At 67.7% G+C, this 19,016-nt stretch carries 12 protein-coding genes; 3 read left to right on the plus strand and 9 right to left on the minus strand.

The genetic code is table 11. The features are described from left to right. Window positions 1-43: 43 nt before the first annotated feature. The 5 genes from VD997_06265 to VD997_06285 form a co-directional block, all read right to left on the minus strand. Window positions 44-646 carry a cyclodeaminase/cyclohydrolase family protein gene (locus VD997_06265; GenBank protein ID HYE61580.1) on the minus strand — a complete coding sequence of 201 codons (603 nt, stop codon included), beginning with the start codon at window positions 644-646 and terminating at the stop codon, window positions 44-46. 19 nt (window positions 647-665) lie between these two features. Further along, the gene (locus tag VD997_06270; protein ID HYE61581.1) at window positions 666-1,517 is read right to left on the minus strand and encodes a sulfurtransferase; all 852 of its coding nucleotides are present in this window, start codon (window positions 1,515-1,517) and stop codon (window positions 666-668) included. A gap of 180 nt (window positions 1,518-1,697) precedes the next feature. Next, a complete protein-coding gene (locus VD997_06275; protein HYE61582.1) occupies window positions 1,698-2,873 on the minus strand; it encodes a PA0069 family radical SAM protein in 1,176 nt (391 codons plus the stop codon). 226 nt (window positions 2,874-3,099) lie between these two features. Next, on the minus strand, window positions 3,100-3,753 hold the full coding sequence (locus VD997_06280) for a class I SAM-dependent methyltransferase (GenBank protein ID HYE61583.1): 654 nt from the start codon (window positions 3,751-3,753) through the stop codon (window positions 3,100-3,102). A 131-nt stretch (window positions 3,754-3,884) separates the two neighbouring features. Then, window positions 3,885-5,075, minus strand: coding sequence for a nuclear transport factor 2 family protein (locus tag VD997_06285; GenBank protein ID HYE61584.1), 1,191 nt, complete (start codon window positions 5,073-5,075; stop codon window positions 3,885-3,887). Between the two features lie 156 nt (window positions 5,076-5,231). Here VD997_06285 and VD997_06290 point away from each other — a divergent pair, with 156 nt between their 5' ends. Continuing rightward, window positions 5,232-5,753, plus strand: a complete 522-nt coding sequence (locus VD997_06290) for a DinB family protein (protein HYE61585.1) — start codon at window positions 5,232-5,234, stop codon at window positions 5,751-5,753. A gap of 234 nt (window positions 5,754-5,987) precedes the next feature. Here VD997_06290 and VD997_06295 read toward each other — a convergent pair whose 3' ends face one another. From VD997_06295 to VD997_06310, 4 genes are all read right to left on the minus strand, one after another. Beyond that, window positions 5,988-8,009, minus strand: a complete 2,022-nt coding sequence (locus VD997_06295) for a hypothetical protein (protein HYE61586.1) — start codon at window positions 8,007-8,009, stop codon at window positions 5,988-5,990. Window positions 8,010-8,108: 99 nt separating this feature from the next. Beyond that, window positions 8,109-10,277: a PqqD family peptide modification chaperone gene (locus tag VD997_06300; GenBank protein HYE61587.1), complete on the minus strand. Its 2,169-nt coding sequence runs from the start codon at window positions 10,275-10,277 to the stop codon at window positions 8,109-8,111. A 134-nt stretch (window positions 10,278-10,411) separates the two neighbouring features. Beyond that, entirely contained in the window at window positions 10,412-12,442 is a 2,031-nt protein-coding gene (locus VD997_06305; GenBank protein ID HYE61588.1) for an efflux RND transporter periplasmic adaptor subunit, read from the minus strand. A 63-nt stretch (window positions 12,443-12,505) separates the two neighbouring features. Beyond that, complete coding sequence (locus VD997_06310) at window positions 12,506-13,477, minus strand: efflux RND transporter periplasmic adaptor subunit (protein ID HYE61589.1); 972 nt, start codon at window positions 13,475-13,477, stop codon at window positions 12,506-12,508. Between the two features lie 284 nt (window positions 13,478-13,761). Between VD997_06310 and VD997_06315 the strand changes: the two genes are divergently transcribed. Further along, entirely contained in the window at window positions 13,762-14,943 is a 1,182-nt protein-coding gene (locus tag VD997_06315) for a DegT/DnrJ/EryC1/StrS family aminotransferase (protein ID HYE61590.1), read from the plus strand. Between the two features lie 127 nt (window positions 14,944-15,070). Continuing rightward, entirely contained in the window at window positions 15,071-18,982 is a 3,912-nt protein-coding gene (locus VD997_06320; GenBank protein HYE61591.1) for an immunoglobulin domain-containing protein, read from the plus strand. The last annotated feature ends 34 nt before the right edge of the window (window positions 18,983-19,016 follow it).

Consider the following 19,016-nt stretch of genomic DNA (forward strand, 5'->3'; position numbering starts at 1 on the left):
GGAGGAGGCGGAGTTTCGCAGAGGAGGAAGGGGGAGAGCCAAGTCAGCTGCAGGCTTTTTCGGCCTCTGCGGCGAGACGGGCGGCTTCCGGGAGCAGCGTGCCCACGAGCTTGACCGAACGGGCCTTCTCGGCGTCGTCATTGAGGAACGCGAGGTTGACCTCGACATTCCAGCGGCTGCCGCGGGCCGTGGCTTCCGCCAGGATTGCGGCGATCGCGAGGTCGCTGCGGAGCTGGCGGTTGGTGATGGGGGCGAGGGTCACGAAGAGCCGCAGCAGGTCGACACACGCGGCCATGACCGCCAGCGGCACCTGCACGGACGCGGCGTTGGCGGCGGGGAGCTGGGCGCGCCGGGGGTCACCCTCGGGCAGCTTCTGCAGCTCGTTGACGAGGCCGTACGCGGCGGCGTCCTCCTCGGCAAGTTCGAGCAGCACCGCGCGAGCGCGCTCCAGAATGAGCGCGGCCTCGGTCAGGCGCGGCTGGTGGTCGGCGAGGTTCTTCTTGCCCAGCGAGTAGGAGACGACCATCTGCGCGAGGGCGGCGCTGAGGGCCCCCACCGCTGACGCCACCGCGCCGCCGCCGGGCGTGGGGGTCTTGGCGGCGGTCTGCTTCAGGAAGTCGGCGATGGTGGTGGAGGCGAAGGGCATGGGCAAGATTACGACGCTGTTACACACTCTTCTCAATCGGCACGCCCACCAGGTTGCCGTACTCGGTCCAGGAGCCGTCGTAGTTCTTGACGTCGGGGAGGCCCAGCAGATACTTGAGCACAAACCACGAGTGGCTGGAGCGTTCGCCGATGCGGCAGTAGGCGATGGTCGGCTTGCCCTCCTGCACGCCAGCCTCCTTGAGGTAGAGCTGCGCGAGCTCCTGGGCGCTCTTGAAAGTGCCGTCCTGGTTCACGGCCTTGCTCCATGGGACGCTCTTGGCGCCGGGGATGTGGCCGCCGCGCTGGGCGGTCTCGGTCATGCCGGGCGGGGCGATGACCTTGCCGGAGAACTCGTCGGGGGAGCGAACATCGATCAGATTGGCGGAACTGCCGTTGACGTTCTGGATGACCTCGGCGATACGGGCGCGGACCTCGGGGTGGGTCTGCACGATCTTGTACGTGGTCTTCTTCGGCGTGGGCTTCTCGTTGGTGAAGGGCTTGTCCTCTTCTGCCAGCCACTTGCTGCGCCCGCCGTTCATCAGGCGGACGTCCTCGTGCCCGTAGTACTTGAGCAGCCAAAGGCCGTACGCGGCGAACCAGTTGTTGTTGTCGCCGTAGAGCACGACCGTGTCCTTCGGTTCGATCCCGCTCTCGGACATCAGCCGCTCGAAGGTGCTGGCGTCGATGATGTCGCGGCTGAGCTGGTCCTGCAGCTGCGTCTGCCAGTTCCAGCCGATAGCGCCGGGGATGTGGCCGACGTCGTACTGCTTGGTGTCAACGTCGATCTCGGCAAGCTTGACCTTGGGGTTGCTCAGGTTGTCACGCACCCAGCTGGTGCTGACGAGGACCTCGGGGTGGGCGTAGTCGTGCATGCCGCAAGGGTACACCCACGCGTGCGGGGAGAAAGGCAGAACACGGAGGGGACGGAGGTGAGACGGAGCGCACAGAGAGGAGACTTGGTGTTGCAGTCGCAAACAGTTCGATTCCTTGATCCGGCTTTTTCACCCTCTGTTCCTCTGTTCTCCTTTGTGGCCTCTGTGTTCCTCCTCCTCTTAGAACAGCTGCATCTGCCCGCCCTCGGCCACGTCTTTTCGGAAGGCGGTCGTGTTGAGTTTGGGGAGGTCCTTGTCGAGGCCGTAGCGTTTGGCGAAGACTTTGAAGGTCTGGCCGACCTGCTGGGCGAAGGGTCCGGTGCCGCGCTGGCGGTTGAACCAGGTGGAGGAGTAGAGCTCGCCGCCGTGCATCTGGCGCACGAGGCTCTCCACGTGCGCGGCCCTCTGCGGAAACTCTCTGCGTAGCCAGTCGAGGAACAGGTCCTTGATCTGGTAAGGGAGGCGGAGCATGACGTAGCCCGCGCCCTGTGCGCCGGCGTCGGCCGCGGCCTTGAGCAGGGCGGGCACCTCCCGGTCGTTGAGGCCCGGGAGCAGGGGCGCGGTCATGACGCGCACGGGGATGCCCGCGCTGGCGAGCTGCTCGACCGCCTCGAGGCGTGCCTTGGGGGAGCTGGCGCGGGGCTCCATCTTGTGGGCGAGGTCGTTGTCGAGGCTGGTGATGGAGATGGCCGCGTGCACGCCGCCCCACGCGTTCATCTCTTTGAGGATGTCGAGATCGCGGGTGATCAGCTTGTTCTTGGTGATGAGGCCTACGGGCTGGCGGAACTCGGCGCAGACCTTGAGGCACGCGCGGGTGATCTCGCGCTCGCGCTCCATGGGCTGGTAGCAGTCTGTCACGCCCGACATTACGATGGGCTCGCCGGTCCACCTGGGGTGTTTCAGGGCCTTGCGGAGCAGCTCGGGGGCGCGGGGCTTGGCGAAGATCCTGGTCTCAAAGTCCAGGCCGCTGGAGAGGCCGAGGTACTCGTGGCCGGGGCGCGCGTAGCAGTAGATGCAGCCGTGCTCGCAGCCGCGGTAGGGGTTGACGGTCCACTTGAAGCAGATGTCGGGCGAGTCGACGGGGTTGATGATGGTGCGGGTGTCGTCGTCGAGGGGCGTGGTCTTGATCTGAATCCCACGCCCGCCGTCACCGGTTTCCTCCTCGCGCTCGCGCCACTGCTCGTCGAGGTGCTCGCCCAGCACGTGGAGGCGGACGGACTCGAAGCGGTTGCCTGGGTTGAGCTGAGCGCCACGCCCGCGGACTTTTCCCTGCGAGAGGGCGTCCTGGTAGAGCGGCTCCTCGCCCTCCAGGGGAGTTCGGGTGGCTTTCGGGTTGAACTCCGGTGGCGGGGGCATCCAACCCTAGTATATACCAAACTGTGCCAAAATGGAAGCCTACCGCGGAGTTGCGCGGAGGGGGCGGAGTTGCGCGGAGAAGAGACTTGGCTGTCTTCAACTCCGCGCGACTCCGTTTACTCCGCGGAACTCCGTGGTGGGTTTGACTCCGGCGCGATTGCACCGGCGCACTAGGTGACCGAACCCGGGACTTCGCCCAGAGCGGCTCAGTCCCGGCGTCGTGACGCTACATGCGACGCAGCATGCGGACGCCGCCGAAGGTGAGCGGTCTCCCAGTCTCAACGCGGACGCCCTCGTTCCGGGTGGTGGCGAGCATGCCGCAGTTCATGAACGGCAGGCCCTCGGTGAGGGCGGCGTCGATGCCGCGCTGGACGGGCGCGTGGTATGCGTCGTGGAGGAGGATGGTCGCACCGGGCGTTGTCGCGTCGGCGACGGCGCGGAGGTCCTGGTGCACGGCGTCCTGCGTGTGCAGGCCGTCGATGAAGACAAAGTCGAACGCGCCGCCCGCGGCCTGCACGCAGCGGGGGATGTCGTCGGGCGAGCGGCCCACGATGAGCGTGGCGCGGTCGGCGATCTCGGCCCAGTCGAACTCGAGGGCGGGCTCAGGGTCGATGGACACGAGGTGGCCGTGGGAGAGGTCGCTGAGCGCGGCGTGGATGATGCGGGATCCGCCGCCCCAGCGGACGCCGATCTCGAGGCAGCGCTGCGGGGCGAGCGCGAAGACCATGGCGTAGAGCAGCACGCGCTCGCGGGGTTTCTGGTCGGCGTGGGCGATGAGGGAAGTGGTGAGGCGCCAGGGCTGGGCGCGGAGGAGGGGGTCGGTGGAGGATTGGAAGGTGAAGGTGGTTGCAGCTGGCGCGGGAGTGGCGGTCGTAGGCATGGGGTGTGTATCGGCTGGTGCGCGGGGCGTGTTGCAGAACCGGTGTTGGCCGCCAATCGGGGACTTCGCCCTGAGCGGCTCAGTCCCGGCGTCGTCGGCAGGACAGCCGCGAAGCGCGGCTGTCCGCTCCCTTAGGGTTGCGGTTCCTGCTCGCGGGACTTTTTCGCGACCTCCTCGGCAAGCTCGTTGGGGACGAGCATGGTGAGGTTGTACTGCTTGACCTTCCACTCGCCGTTGACCTTGATGAGCACGCCGCTGCCGCGGCAGAGGCCGAGCTTGGCGTTGCTCAGCTTTTCGTCGAACCAGGCGACGTCGCGCTCCTTGCCCTCGATGGTGATGAATCGGCCGCCCTCAACCGGTGTGTAGGTCCACGCCTTGCCCCGTGCGAAGTAGGGGTGGGCGAAGGCGCGGAACTCTTCGAGGGTCCAGCGCTCCTTGGCGTCGGTGCCGAGGAAGACGGCGCCCTCGGCGTACAGAGAGAAGTAGCGGGCCTCGTCGGCCTTGGCCGCGGCGTCGTGGAGGTCGTCGAGAACCGCCGAGACCTTTTCTTTCTCCCCGTCGTCCGATTCCATCTGCACCAGCTTCGGGAGGAAGCCGAAGACGAGCTGCGAGCTGGCATTCGGGTGGTTGCCAAGGTCGCAGGGGTACACGCGGCGTGAGCCGGCCTTGCGGAGCGCCTCCATCGTGCGGTGCACCTCCTGCAGCACGCGCTGGTCGTCGTTGCGGTGGATGAACTTGACGGGCGTGTCCTTCAGGCCCAGCACCACGCCCATCATGGCGGGATCGGCGCCGGCGTTGATCGGTGCGACCGCGCGGACCTTCGACGGGATGAGCCCGCCCAGGTACAGCGCTGCCCGCCCGCCCTCACCCGTGCCCGCGAGGTAGTAGCCGTCGCCCTCCGCGGACAGGATGCGGCCGATCTCCTCGAGCACGCCCTGCCAGGAGTCCTGCGGCAGGGCCATCAGCGACGCCACGCCCAGGATGGGCTTGGCGATGCCGACGAGCACCCACTTGCGCTTCGCGGCCTCGGTCTCCCACTGCTCGAGCTGCTTGAGCACCGCGGCCCGGTCCTGCTCGCCGTCGCCGAAGTAGATGAGCACGGGGTAGGGGGGGCCGGGCTGGTAGTCGGGCGGGAAGGTGACGAGGTAGGGCACGTCGACGCCGCCGCGAACGCGGGTGATGTCGAAAACCTTGGGGTTGGGCGGGAGCGGCAGGATCTGGGGGGCGGGGCCTTGCGCTGGCGGCTGGTCGCCCTGGGCGTGGGCGAAAGGCGCGGTGAGCAGGAGCGCGGCGGCGAGAACGAGGGTGGTGAGCGTGCGCATGGGTGGGCCTCCGGAGAGGAATCATCCCACGCGGCGGCGCGGCCGCAAGGGGAGACGGGGTATGTCCACAAGTTTGCGCACAAACGTCGCCGATGGGGTGGTAGGTCGGATAGGACTCATGGGACTGATACGACGGAATCGCGGGTAGACTTGGTCATGGACCGACGCACTGCGATTGCTGATGGTGTTCTTTCGACCAAGCCGCTGCTGGCGCGCTATCTCAAGGGGTTCAGCGACGCGAACCACACGGCGCAGGCGCCGGGGTTGCCGAACCATGTGGCGTGGCAGCTGGGGCATCTCGCGCTGGTGATGCAGACGATCGCCAAGCACTTTGACGGCGAGCCGCTGGCAGAGGCAGACTTCGTGCAGGGTGCGGCGGTGAACACGCCGGAGAAGTTCGGGACCGAGACGGTGTGCTTCGCGTCGCCGGCGCCGGTGGCGGGGCAGGTGTGGCCGCGGTTTGAGCGGTGCGTGCAGGCGTACGACGCGGCGGTGGAGCGGCTGGCGCGGTGCGTTCGCGAGAGCGAGGACGCGCGGCTGGACGTGATGATCCCGTGGGGGCCGACGCAGATCCCGCTGTACATGGCGGCGCAGCGGATGGTGTTCCACAACGGGATGCACACGGGGCAGCTGGCGGACCTGCGGCGGGGGCTGGGGATGGGGTCGATCTTCGCGTGAGGGTGGGTGCGCGTCGCTCGGGCGGATCCGGAAGATATTTCGGGTTTGGAATTTCGGATCGCGGATGTTGAGTGAGTCACCCGTATCGCGTGGTGTGCGTTCGCTCCTCCGCCCCGTCGGGGCGGGTCGGCTCGCACCTTCAACCACGGGCGGCGCGAGACCGAAGCGGTCTCGCTCTGCCCGTGGCAACACTCAGCGCCCCGTTGGGGCGAAGAAGAACGGTGAGCAGGGCCGTCAGCCCGCGCCGGGCAGGTACTTGTCGATCCAGTCGTCCTGCTTGAGGACCTGGGCGCGGTTGCGGCGGTCGCGGGCTTCGCTGCGGGATTGGGCGAGGCGGAAGACGCGTTTCGCGAGGCCGATGCTGGAGAGCTCGGGGGTGGGTGAGCGGTCGCGGAGCAGCTTGGCGAGCACCGGCGTGTGCTTGGCCACGAGGTCGTCCTCGCAGGAGACGAAGGTCTGTGCGGAGCCGGGGTCGCCCTGGCGGCCGGCGCGTCCGATGAACTGGCGGTCGATGCGGAGGGCGCCGTGCATCTCGGTGAGGATGACGTGCAGTCCTCCGGCCTGCTTCGCGGCGTCGTCGAGCTTGATGTCGGTGCCGCGCCCGGCCATGTTGGTGGCGACGGTGATGGCCGCCTCGGAGCCGTCGAGGCCTGACCCACGACCCTTGCCCGCGCGGGCGACGACCTCGGCCTCGTCCTTGTCGAAGTTGGCGTTGAGGACCTGGTGCTTGAGGCCGCGCTGGTTGAGCAGGTCGCTGAGCAGCTCGCTGGTGGTGATGCTGCGGGTGCCGACGAGGATGGGGCGGCCTTGCGCGTGGATCTCTTCGATGGACTGGGCGATGGCGGCGTACTTGTCCTTCTGCGTGCGGAAGGCGCGGAGGGGCCACTGCTTGCGGGCGATGGGGCGGTTGGTGGGGATGATCGTGACCGGGCGCGAATAGACGCCCTCGATCTCGATCGTCGCATCCGCGGCGGTGCCGGTCATGCCGCAGAGGAACGGGTAGGTGCGGAAGAACCGCTGGAATGAGAGGCGGGCGAGCGTCTCGCGGTCGGCGGTGACTTCGAGGCCTTCCTTGGCTTCCACAGCCTGGTGCAGGCCGTGCTCCCATGAGCGGTCGGGGAGGAAGCGGCCGGTGTACTCGTCGACGATGATGACCTTGCCGTCGACGATCTCGTACTGCTGGCCGCGGAGGTAGCAGTGCTTGGCGACGAGGGCCTGGCGGATGAGCTCTTCGCCGCGCCGGGTGGCCTTCCAGATGGGCTCGCCGCCGCGGGCGATCGTTTCCTGGAACATTTGCTCGCAGCGGTGCACGCCGCGGCGCTTGAGCTCGACGCGACGCTGCACGTGCAGGACTTCGTAGTCGGGGCCCTCGTCGAGCTTGGCGGCCATGAGCGAGGCCTCGCGGTAGACGCGGGACATCTCGTCCTCGCGGCGCGAGCGGGCGATGATGAGCGGGACGACGCCCTCATCAATGAGCACGGCGTCGGCCTCGTCGACCATGGCGGCGCGGAGGCCGGGGACGAGCGGGCCGTGCCCGCCGGTGCGCCCGAGCATCACGGCCTGGCGGGCGGCCCACGAGGTGTTAGCGCGGCCCAGGGCGATCTGGTCGCGGAGCCAGTCGGCGACGATCTGCTTGGGCGTGCCGTAGACGATGGCGCGCCGGTAGACGTCGGCCCGCTCGGGGGGCTCCATCTCCTGCGTGATGGCGCCGACGTCGAGGAAGCAGCGCTTGTAGATCTTCTCGCGCGAGGCGGCGTCGCGGGCGGCGAGGTAGTCGTTGACGGTGAAGATGTGCAGGCGGCGGTGCTGCCAGGCGATGAGCGGGGCGGCGATGGAGCCGGTGAGCGTCTTGCCCTCGCCGGTCACCATCTCGACCACGCGCCCGTGGTACATGGCGAGCGCGGCCATGAGCTGCACCTGGAAGGGCTCTTCGCCGGTCTCACGCCGCGCGACCTCGCGCACGCCGGCGAGGGCGCGTCGCACGGCGTCCTCGTCCTGGCGCTTGCGGAAGAAGACCTCGCGGAGGTCACTGAGGTGCTGGCTGAGCACGCCGTCGGACATCTGCCGCATCTGCGGGGAGAGCGCGGCCGTCTGCTCGGCCTGGGACCAGAGGTAGGCCTTGCCCGTACGGCGGTGGCGCACGGCGGTGCCGGCGCGGCTGGCGAGCATGTCCAGACCCTGCGGGATCTCCGGGCGCATGCGGCGGCTGCGGAGGGACTCGTACAGGGAGTGGTATTGGGTGAGGGCCTGGGTCATTTCAGATCGCAAAGGGGCAAACGGCAAGGGCAAATAGGAACGTGAGGTCGGAAGTTCTAATTTGCCCTTTGCCATTTGCTCTTTGCCCTTTGGCTCGGATCACAGCTTCACCCGACCTTGGATCAGCTTCTCCAGGCGGTCCACCCACTGGCTGACCAGCGGCTTGCTGGGGAGCTCGAAGCGGAGGGCGACGCGCTCGCCGGGCTGGCCGGCGAAGGCGCCCTCCTCGAGCAGCGGCGTGAAGTAGGCGGTGAAGAGCGGGCGGGCGGCGGTGAGGCCGCTGCGGTCGCGCTCGTCGACCTCGATCGTGCCGCCCCCTTGGAAGCCCAGCGACTGGTGCGGCAGCTCGCGGGTGCCGCCGGCGAGCACCTTGTCGGTGCGGGCGTCGTACACGCGGTCCACCTCCGACAGGCGGCGGACCTCGACCTCATAGTCCTTGCTGTTGAGCTCGTACAGCCACGCGGCCTCGGGCTGGGTGAGCGTCGCGACCACGCGCACGCTGCCCAGGTCCACGATCTCGCAGAGCCCGTCGCCCTCGTTGACGTAACTGCCCACGAGGTTCTCGGGGTCCTGACCGACGAGCACGCCGTCGTGCGGGGCGCGGACGGTGAGCTTGTCCTTCTTGTCGAGCAGGTAGGTGAGCTTCTCGTTGAGCGTGACGATGTAATCCTGCGCGGTCTTGGACGCGGCGATGTCCTTGGTGTGGGCCACGCCCTCCTTCACCTTCGCGCCGGCGATCTCGCCCCTGGTGCGCTCGATCACGGCCTCGAGCTCATCGCTCTCAAGGACCACCAGCGGCTCGCCCTGCTTGACGAAGTCGCCGGGGCGCTTCTTTGACTCGATCACGAACCCGGCGGTGCGGAAGTAGACGCCCGAGCGGTGCTCGCTCTCGACCACGCCAACGGCCCGCCGGCGGTCGGGCATGGGGATCACGCCCACCAGCAGCAGGCCGGCGACGATGAGCACGAAGCTGGTGGCGATGGCACGCCCGCGGAACTCGTTGAGCTGGGTGTTGGTCGCCAGCCAGTGCACGAAGCCGCCCACGGGGGCGATGAACCACACGGCCGCGGTCCACAGGGCGAGGAAGAGGCCAATGGCGAACATCTGGCCCATGACGTAGAGCGTGATGGAGAAGAAGAGGAAGACCCGGTAGACCATGGCCAGCACGCCGTAGGTCAGCAGGATCATGGCCTCGCCGGGGCTGCTGGTGGGCGGGGTCGCGCCCTTGATCTGGTAGATGAAGCGCTGGGCGAGGAACTTGAGCATGTTCTGCGAGCGCTGCATGAGGTTGGGCACCTCAAGCAGGTCGGAGAGGATGTAGTAGCCGTCGAACTTCATCAGCGGGTTGGCGTTGAAGAGGACGGTGGAGATGCCCGCGGTGAACATCACGTTGTACGCGAGCTGGTGCACCATGCCGGGCGTGTGGCGGGTGGCGATCCACACGAACGCCGCGATGGAGGCCATGGTGAGCTCGAAGATCATGCCGCCGGCGCCCACGGCCATGCGCTGCCACTTGCTGCCGAAGCCCCACGCGGCGGAGGCGTCGACGTAGGGCGCGGGGATGAGCACGAGCATCATGGCGCCGAACTCGGGCACCTGGCCGCCGTAGCGCTTGCAGATCAGGCCGTGGCCCAGCTCGTGCCAGAGCTTGGTCACGACGAAGACGACCATGATCCAGCCCCAGTTGGCGGGGGCGATGGCGGACTCGAAGCCGCCGCGGAGCTCATCCCAGTAGGGCAGGAGGTTGCCCAGGGCGATGATGACCAGCATCGCCCAGAGGATGAACCCGACGCGCCCGATGAGGGGGCGGAAGATGGGCTCGAGCCAGGTGAGGATGCGGTCGGGGTTGAAGAGCTTGATGCGGAAGTACATCAGGCCGATGGCCTGCTGCTTGACCTTCTGCCCCAGGCGCTGACGCCCGCGCGAGAGCAGCTGCTCGGTCTCGGGCGGCACGTCCGCGGAGAGCAGGTTGCTGGAGAAGAGTTGTGAGAGGAGCTGGATGACCTCGTTCTGTGTGAGCGCGGCGTCGCCGTGCTTCTGCAGGCTGGCCTGCCACACCGCCTCGACCTCGCGGTGGCCGTCGAGCAGGCCGACGAACTCGTGGGCGACGGGGTTGAGGCGGTAGTACTGGTTGCTGGAGGGGTCGTGGACGACGTGCCACCGCTGGCCGCGGTAGTGCTGACGCGTGATCTGCACGTGGGGGCGCAGGCGCGGCTTCATCACGCGGACGCGGTGCCAGAAGGGGGAGAATGTGGAGCGTTCGCTCATGCAACCTCAAGTGGCAAAGTGGCCAAGTGGCAGAGTGGCAAAGTGCGCGGACACGTCGGCAGACCCGCAACGCGGCTGAACGAGGCTCTTCACTTTGCCACTTCGCCACTTTGCCACTCTGCCACTTCCTTCCATCACCACCACAACCACACCTTCAAGGTGTCCACGATGCGCCTGCTGGCGATCCACGCGAGGCTGTGCTCCTCGGTGTTGAACTTGGCCTGACCCTCCATGCCGGGGCGGAACCAGCCGGGGGTGCGCTCGAGCCGGCCGCGGACCTCGAAGGCGTTGGTGCCCTCGGCGGTCTGGGCGAGGGGCACGATGGCTTCTACGACGAACGGCACGACGAACGAGGGGTTGGCCTTGGGGGCAATCTCCCCGGTCTGCTCGATCTGGATGAGCGAGATGTCGCGGTCGTCGACCTTGGCCACGACCTGCATGTCGCTGAGGTCGGCGATCTCGAACATCTTGTCGCCGAGCTTCACGCCGGCGCCGACCTTGTCCTTGAGGTCGCCGGTGATGATCGTGCCGTCGATGGGCGCGACGATCGTGGCCCTGCCGATCTGGCTGGTCAGCAGGTCGCGCCGGGCGCGGATCTGGTCGGCCTGGGCACGCGCCGCCTCGTACTTGGCCAGTTCGCCCGCACGCAGGGCCTCGTTGGCCTCGGCCTCGTACTGCTGCAGTTCGTTGATGGACTGGAGGCGGGAGAGCTCCATCTCGTGTGTGTAGAACTTCACCAGCGGCTGGCCCTTGGTGACCTTCACGCCCGGCTCGATGCCCTTGTGCAGCTCGGCGATGACGCCGTCGAAGGGCGCGGAGATCGTGCGGCGCTCGCGCGGCATCAGCTCCATAGGCGCGCCGACGCGGTACGTAACCGTCACGAAGAACAGCAGGAACGTCGCAACCATCACCAGCACGCCGACGATCTTCCACACCGTGTGCTTGGGCCCCACGGCCCACGCGCCGGCCTTCACGGCACTGTCCCACGCGCGGAGCGGCAGAGCGCGGTCGTCGCTGTGACGCACGGCGAGCACGGGGGCGATCAGGTCGAGCGTCGCCTGCACGAGCTCGATGGTGGTCAGCTCGATGTTGCCGTCGCCGGCGCTCTCGATGAGCACCACGCCGATGATCCGCTCGCCCTTGGCGTCGGTCAGCCGCAACGGGAAGCTGGCGACCTTGAGCTTGGCGTCGCTGGACGCGAGCTCGCGGTGGGCGTGCGTGATCGCCTGGCCGAGCACCGCGTCGCCCTGCACCGCCGGCGGCGGGTAGAGCACGGTCTGCTCCTGGTCGAGGCACTCCTCCATCGCGGCCTCGACCTTCTGGGCCATGGCCATGCGGCGGTCGAGGTTCTCGGTGTCGGAGAGGGCGGTGAGGCGCACGCCGGTGCGGCCCGCGCCTGGGACAGTGCCTTGGCGGCGGGCGTTGGCGCTCCCGCTCACCCAGCCGAGCGCGACGCGATCAACGCTGAGCTGGCGGCAGAGGTCGTTGACGAACTGGAGGGCGCAGCCCTTGAAGCCCGGGACCGTGTTGATTGCGGCGATGAGGCGGGCCGCGAGGTCAAGGGCGGCGGACGCCTGGCGGGTTTTCTTGAGCGCCTGGTTGGTCGCGTGGGTGAACACGTACCCCGCGAGCACCTCGACCAGGGCGAGCGTGGTCTGGATCGCCTGGCGCGACATGCTCTCGATCGAAAGCACGGCCACGCCCAGCAGCGGCGCCTGGGCCGCCTGCTCGGGCAGGCCGGCGCTGATCGGCACCGCGATCAGGTAGGTGCCATTGTTGCTGGGGTCGTACATCAGCTCGTCACCGAGGCTGAAGACGGCGGCCTGGCGCGAGTTGCCGGCCGCGCGGGCCGCGTCGCGCGACTCGCGGGCGTTGACGATGTTGGACTCGTTGCAGCGCTCGCCGCCGAAGAGGGCGTCGGCGGGCACGGTCATGCGGCCTTGGGCGTCGGTCACCTCGCCGTAAGGCCACACGAGGATGGGGCGCGGGTCGGCCGGGTCATCCTTGAGGGGGACCTGGTAGAACACGGCCTGGCGCGCGCCGCTCACCTGCGCGAGCACGGAGAGCAGCCGCACCAGGAAGAGCTTGTCGTCGGGCGCGGGAGCGGTGAGCTCGGCCACGACGCGCGACCAGCCGGGCGCCCGCAGTTTGGACAGATCGTTCATCGGCATCTCTTGGGTACCCCGCCGCTCCGCGGCGGCTCTTCGTCGAGCCGCAGGTTCAACTTGTTACTTCGACGCCTGCACCGGCTGCTTCATGGCTTCGATGGCCGCGGTCACCTTGCTCATGACCTCAGCGGAGGGCTGGGTGAAGCGGACCCACGCGGGCTCACCGGCCAGGATGCGCTGCGGCCCCTTGGGGTTGGGCAGCTCGACACGGATACGGCGGCTGCGGCTGGCGAGGTCGGTGGTCGGGCTGACCTCGATGACCTTGCCCTCGGCGACGCGCGAGCCGGTCGCGATGTCGATCAGCACCCAGGCCTTGTCGCCGGGCTTGAGGGAGAGCGTGGCCGGGTCCTCGGTGGGGGCGGGCACGTCCATCCACAGTGGATCGACGTTGACCACGCGCACAACCTTCTCGTTCTCGGTGACGGACTGGCCGACGTCCACCATGACGCTGTCGATCTCGCCGTCGAAGGGGGCGCGGAGGCGCATCTTCTCGAGGCGGGCCTCCAAGCGCTCGACCTGTAGGACTTCCTGGGTCTGGTTCACTTTGGCGGTCTCGTGGTCGAGTACCGCGGCCTCGGAGGAGAGGCGTGCGCGATCAACCTCGAAGGCGCTGGAGCCGCGCTGGTCGAAGGCCGTCTTGGTCTTCTCGTACTCGACCTTGGCGAGGGCCGCGGCCTTCTCGGCCTTCTGCACCGGCCAATCCTTCTCGGCCTTGACCTTCTGGAGCTTGAGGATGGCGACGTCCTCGGCCTCGTCGCCGCGGACGATCATGTCGCCCTTCTTGACCTCCGCGCCGCCGCGGAGGAGGACCTCGGAGACCTGCGTGGGCAGGGAGAATCCCATGGTGGCGTCGCGGCTGGGGCGGGTCGCGGCCTTGGTGCCGCCGAACTCGCTGATAATGGATTGGTCGAGGCGCGTGAGGGCGCGGGGCTTGGCCCGGGGGGCCTCACCCTGACCAACCGCCACGCCGGACAGAGCGACGAGCAACGCCAGACCCGCAACGCGGGCCACGCCAGAACGAGGGAATCGCATGTGCGACTATACGTCGATGGTGCGCACCCCTGTTGCCGCACACCCCCAAACCGGCGACGCCGGTCGGGGCTGGTTTGGGTGAATAGGGAAAGACGCTACCCCTGCGTGGGTACCCCGCCGCTCCGCGGCGGATCTTCTTCATCACGGTTGGCAACGCGCCCTTGCAAGCATTGATCAACTGAAGAAAAGGCGGCCGCCGCGGAGCGGCGGGGTACCCACGGAGTGAGTGGATGCTATCCTCACGCTCTGTCAAACCGACCCTCAGGAGTTGCCGCTTGTCCACCGTGCTGACCCCCGCCGCCCCCGCCGACAGCAAGACCGCCTCCCTCGCCGTCAACGGCGGCACGCCGGTCAGCCCCAAACCCGTGCCCTTCATGTCCACGGGCCTGACCGATGGCGACGTCAACGCCGTGGTCGAGGTGCTGAGGAGCGGCATGCTGCGGGCGGCCGCCAAGTGCACGGCCCTGGAGGAGAAGTGGGCGAAGCTCACCGAGGCCAAGTACGCAATGACCTGCGCCAACGGCACTTGCGCCCTGCAGCTGGCCTACGAGCCGCTGATCAAGCCCGGCGATGAGGTGCTGGTCCCCGCCTGGTCGTACATCGCGACAGTCTCCATGATCGTCGCCCGCGGCGCCACCCCCATCTTCGTGGACGCCCTGCCCGACACCTACCAGATGGACCCGCGGGACGCCGCCCGCAAGGTGACGAGCAACACGACCGCGATCGCCGCGACGCACCTCTACGGCTGCCCGGTGGACATCGACGCGTTCCAGAGCCTCGCCGAGAAGCACAACCTGATGGTGATCTACGACGCCGCGCAGTCGCACCTGGCGACGTACAAGGGTCGCGGCATCGGCGCCTTCGGCGACGCGGTGACTTACTCGCTGTACGCGACCAAGAACTTCGCCACCGGCGAGGGCGGCTTCGTCACGTGCAACGACGAGGGGCTCGCCCGCGAGATCAAGCTGCTCCGCTCCCACGGCGAGACCGATAAGTACCTGCACGAATCGGTGGGTTACAACTACCGCATGAACGACCTGACTGGCGCCCTGGGCCTCTCGCGCCTGGAGCGGCTGGAGGCGCAGACCAAGGCCCGCCAGACCGCGGCCGCGAAGTACGACAAGCTGATCGCCAAGATCCCTGGCATCAAGACTCCGGTAACGACGCCTGGCGCCGAGGCGGTGTACCACCTGTACACCGTGCAGCTGGACCTTAGCAAGTTCCGCTGCACGCGCGACGAGTTCTGCAAGGCCCTCAACGCCGAGGGCGTGCCCACCGCCACGCACTACCCGCGCTCGCTGCCCAAGCAGCCGGCGCTCAAGGAGTGGGACCTGGCCAACTGCCCGGTGGCCGACTCGCTGTCGAGCAAGGTCTTCTGCCTGCCGATGCATCACGACCTGACAGATGATCACTTCCGCATCGTGGGCGAGGCGCTGAGCAAGGTGGCGGCGGCGTACAAGGCCTGAGCCGGTATTCGAGTGACCACGTGAGGCGGCTTCCCTGAGCGGGCGGCCGCCTCATGTGCTTTTGGGCGTGAATGCAATTGCGTGCAGCGCGGCCTTTGGTAGCCTCGACGGCTTGGAGGTTCCCCGCATGAGTCGTTCGCTCGTTACCGCTTGCCTGGTCCTCGCAGGTGCATCTTCGCTCGCAAGCGCGCAGTCCATTACGCCGATCTTCCCGCTGCCAGACTTCAACACCGTTGACGTGTATGCGATCAGCGCCGACGGCTCGACGGTGGTCGGCATGTTGCGCGACATCTTCTCGCCTGGGTACTACGCGGCGTTCCGGTGGACGAAGAGCGGCGGGACCGAGTTCATTGCGGCGCCGCCGGGGGGCACTCAGCCGTTTGCGCGGGATGTCAGCTTCAACGGCGAGACCGTATTGGGAGCATGCACTATCAATGGGGTCTCGGTTCCCTTCCTCTCCCAGCCTGGTCAGGTCTCGGCGGTGCCCGTTATGAGAGAAGGTTTCGGGCTGAGCAGCGACGGGCGCTTCATCGCGGGGAACGCAGGGAACGGGAGTGTCGGACCCTCGGCGGTCTGGTCCCAGGCGGGCGGGCGGCAGTTCCTGCCGAGCCTGGGAGACCAGGGGTCCTTTGCGGTCGATGTGAATCACAACGGTGCTGTGGTGGTTGGCATCACCCAGTTCAGCTCGGCTGATGGCAATGGAAGGTTCAGAGCAACCAAGTGGGTCAATGGCACGCCGACCATCCTCTCGAACGTGGAGTTGTCTGAGGCGCAGGCGGTGAGCGGGGACGGGAGTGCGGTGGCGGGGGCTGTGCTGGCGCAGCTAAGCGGCGGCTTCTGGCAGGCAATGCGATGGGGCAGCGGTGGCGAGACCGACTTGGGCATCATGCCGAACGCGAGAAACCCGTTCCCGTCGTGCATCAGCACCGACGGGCGTGTGGTTGGCGGGCGCGCTGAGTGGATGGTGTCCGGCGAGCGTTCGAGCACCGGCTGGATCTGGACCTCTGCGACGGGAATGGTCGAGATCAATGAGTACGTGGCGGCCCGCGGAGTGGCCCTCACCGGGTGGGTGCTCGGACCCGTCAGAGACGTCTCCATCGACGGCATGGTGATCACTGGCGACGGTGCGTACCTGGGCCAGTACCTCCCGTACGTGGTCGACCTCCGCAAGGACACCGACGGCGACGGGCTCTACGACGACTGGGAGATGAACGGGATCCCGTACCTCAGCCATGATGGGCAGGTGCTGCGGTACGAACTGCCCGATGCGCACTACCTCCGCAAGGACCTGTACGTCGAAATCGATTCGATGCCGGGGCTGATGCCGCCGCAGGGGGCGATTGATCGCGTGGTGGCCGCGTTCGATACGGCGCCCGTGACGGTGGATGCGCCGGGCGGTCTGCCGGGGATTGCGCTGCATGTGCAGTTCGACGACACCAACGTGCCGATGCGCGACTTCCTCAGCAGCCACGGCGCAACCGAGTTCTTCGACGAGAAGGCTGACTTCTTCGGCACCTTCGAGGACCAGAATCATCCTGATCGCGACGCGCGCCTGAAGGCTCGCGCGCAGGCGTACCGGTACTGCATGTCGGTCCTCAGCCTGCCCGATGGGGTGCTCGGAGTCGGAGAGGTCCACAGCGCGCCCGCGGAGGGGCCCCGCATCGGCGGCAACGACCTGATCCTCGCGCTTGGCAACTACGTCCCGCCACCCAGCGTCAGCATCGAGGACATGTACGCGGCCGCGTTCATGCACGAGCTGGGCCACACGCTCGGCCTGTTTCACGGGGGCGGGAAGAAGGCACAGAACTACAACCCCAATCACTTCAGCGTGATGAACTACTTCTGGTGCGGGGCGCGTGACTTTGCTCCACCGGGGCTGCGGGTCAACCTTGACTATCAGCGGCAGGCGCTGCCGATGCTGGACAAGGCCAATCTCTACGAGTCGACCCCGATCGGCGGGCTGCTGACGGGGGTCGTCACTCCCTACTTCGTGCGTTCGCCCAATGGCGTGTCGCCGTGCCTCCCGACCGACGCGCCCAACCCGCTGGGCAGCTGCACGGCCACCTTTGTCAACAACGTCTGCATCAACTACGTCCCCTTCTTCTCCGGCGTGGACTGGAACAACGATGGAGTGATCGCCCCCGCCGGTGAGCGCGTGTGCGCCAATCCGAACCAGGGCGGGATGGGGTCGGTCGATGAGCTTGAGCTCGTATCGGTGAACGAGTGGGCGCTGCTCGATTACAACTTCCGCGACGCGCCGAGCTTCCTGGATCGCGTGGTAGTGGAGGATGTGCACGTCTGCCACACCATCGCCGAAGAACTTTTCCTCTCGACGCTCCCAGCGGCCCCGCCCGCTCCGCCCTGCAACCCGCCGGTGGCGGCGGCCCCGACACCGGCCAGCGCTCCCGCCTGCCAGGCGGGCGGAGCGTTCTTCGACATCAACCCGACCGGCGCCGGGCCATTCCACGTGCAGTGGCGGCGCTTCGACGCTGCTTCAAACGCCTGGGTTGACCTTGACAATGGCACGCTGGCAAACGGGAGCCAGATCAGCGGCGTGCACGGGCCGCGCTTGTTGTTCGAGAACGCCAAACAGGCCGACTTCGGGACGCCAACGGTGCGCCTCGCGTACCACCTGACCGACGCGTGCTCGCAGGCGACGCAGAGCGGCGAGGCGACGCTCACGTTCCCGCAGGTGCAGGTGAGCGCGGCCTCCCCGACCGCTGTCGCGTCCTGCCCGGGAGCGAGCGCAAGCTTCAGTGTGAGCTTGGATCCTCCCGGGACCTACGACTTGAGGTGGCTGTGCTCAGGATTCCCGACGCTCGTGGACGGCGTGCTGCCGCACGGCACGGTCGTGTCAGGGTCGCGCGGCAGCACGCTGACGCTCTCGAACGTCAGCCCGGAGGACTTCCCCAATGGCGTGCACACGCTGTCCTGCTCCGTCGACGACTCGTGCACGCAGGGCTTGAGCGTGCAGTTTGCGTTCTCGCCCACGGGCGCACTGGTCGCCAGTCAGAGCGATCACGTCAACCTGCCGTGCAGCGGCGGCGATGCCACGCTTTCCGTCACTGCCGTGGGCCCAGGCCCAATCCAGTACCGCTGGCACCGGGACGGTCAGCCGCTGAGCAACGGGGGTCGCATCGCGGGAGCTCAGTCCGCCACGCTGACACTAACACCGGCGATACCCGTCGACGCGGGTTTCTACACGTGCGAAGTGATCACCGGTTGCGGCGAGGCCGCGTCGGGGCCCATCCATCTGCGGGCCGGCACGCCCGTGGCCTGGCCGTCGCCCAGCGGCTTCGCGTGCCCCGGACAGACGGGCGTGCTCCGCGCCGATGTCGCCTCCATCCAGCCGTGCACCTTCCAGTGGATGCGCAACGGCGCGAGCCTTGCAGAGGGCGGCCACTTCACGGGCACGCAGACCGGCATGCTCACCATCAACGGCGTCCAGGAGGCCGACTACGGAGACTACGAGCTGAACGTCGAGAACCGCTGCGGCACGGCGATCATCCCAGCTTCGTTCACCATGCCACCGCCGATCATGATCGTGCAGCAACCCCAGTGGCAGCGCGGGTGCGCCAACTCCGAGGTCAACCTGTCGGTCCGGTACGACTTCCCCGAACCGGTTTTCATCTGGTGGGAGCGCGAGCAGCCATGGGGCGGCTGGTGGGTGCTCTACAACAGCGACATCATCGAGGGCAACCGCTGGTGCGGCCGCTCGAGCGGCGTGAACACCGAGAACCTGCGGATTCAGTGGCGGGATCAGGCCGGCTGCGAGACCCGGTTCCGCGTCCGCGTGGGTCTCTACACCAACTGCACCGAGATGTACTCCGAGCCCGTGTGGGTCGACCGCCTCGCCCCCTCCGACTTCAACGGCGACGGCGACATCGGCACCGACGCCGACATCGAGGCGTTCTTCGCCTGCCTGGGCGGCAACTGCTGCCCTGCGTGCGGGAGCGTGGACTACAACAACGACGGCGACATCGGCACCGACGCGGACATCGAGTCGTTCTTCCGGGTGCTTGGCGGAGGGCCGTGCTGACAGGCTCGCGGGAGCGGGCTTGTTCGCGCTCGGT

The sequence above is a fragment of the Phycisphaerales bacterium genome (assembly GCA_035627955.1).
In the GTDB taxonomy this organism is placed as follows: domain Bacteria; phylum Planctomycetota; class Phycisphaerae; order Phycisphaerales; family UBA1924; genus JAEYTB01.

Coding starts and splice junctions, on each gene's coding strand:
- VD997_06295 (HYE61586.1), bottom strand. CDS start 8,009: ATGACCCAGGCCCTCACCCAATACCACTCCCTGTACGAGTCCCTCCGC.
- VD997_06275 (HYE61582.1), bottom strand. CDS start 2,873: ATGCCCCCGCCACCGGAGTTCAACCCGAAAGCCACCCGAACTCCCCTG.
- VD997_06270 (HYE61581.1), bottom strand. CDS start 1,517: ATGCACGACTACGCCCACCCCGAGGTCCTCGTCAGCACCAGCTGGGTG.
- VD997_06300 (HYE61587.1), bottom strand. CDS start 10,277: ATGAGCGAACGCTCCACATTCTCCCCCTTCTGGCACCGCGTCCGCGTG.
- VD997_06310 (HYE61589.1), bottom strand. CDS start 13,477: ATGCGATTCCCTCGTTCTGGCGTGGCCCGCGTTGCGGGTCTGGCGTTG.
- VD997_06290 (HYE61585.1), top strand. CDS start 5,232: ATGGACCGACGCACTGCGATTGCTGATGGTGTTCTTTCGACCAAGCCG.
- VD997_06285 (HYE61584.1), bottom strand. CDS start 5,075: ATGCGCACGCTCACCACCCTCGTTCTCGCCGCCGCGCTCCTGCTCACC.
- VD997_06265 (HYE61580.1), bottom strand. CDS start 646: ATGCCCTTCGCCTCCACCACCATCGCCGACTTCCTGAAGCAGACCGCC.
- VD997_06305 (HYE61588.1), bottom strand. CDS start 12,442: ATGAACGATCTGTCCAAACTGCGGGCGCCCGGCTGGTCGCGCGTCGTG.
- VD997_06280 (HYE61583.1), bottom strand. CDS start 3,753: ATGCCTACGACCGCCACTCCCGCGCCAGCTGCAACCACCTTCACCTTC.
- VD997_06320 (HYE61591.1), top strand. CDS start 15,071: ATGAGTCGTTCGCTCGTTACCGCTTGCCTGGTCCTCGCAGGTGCATCT.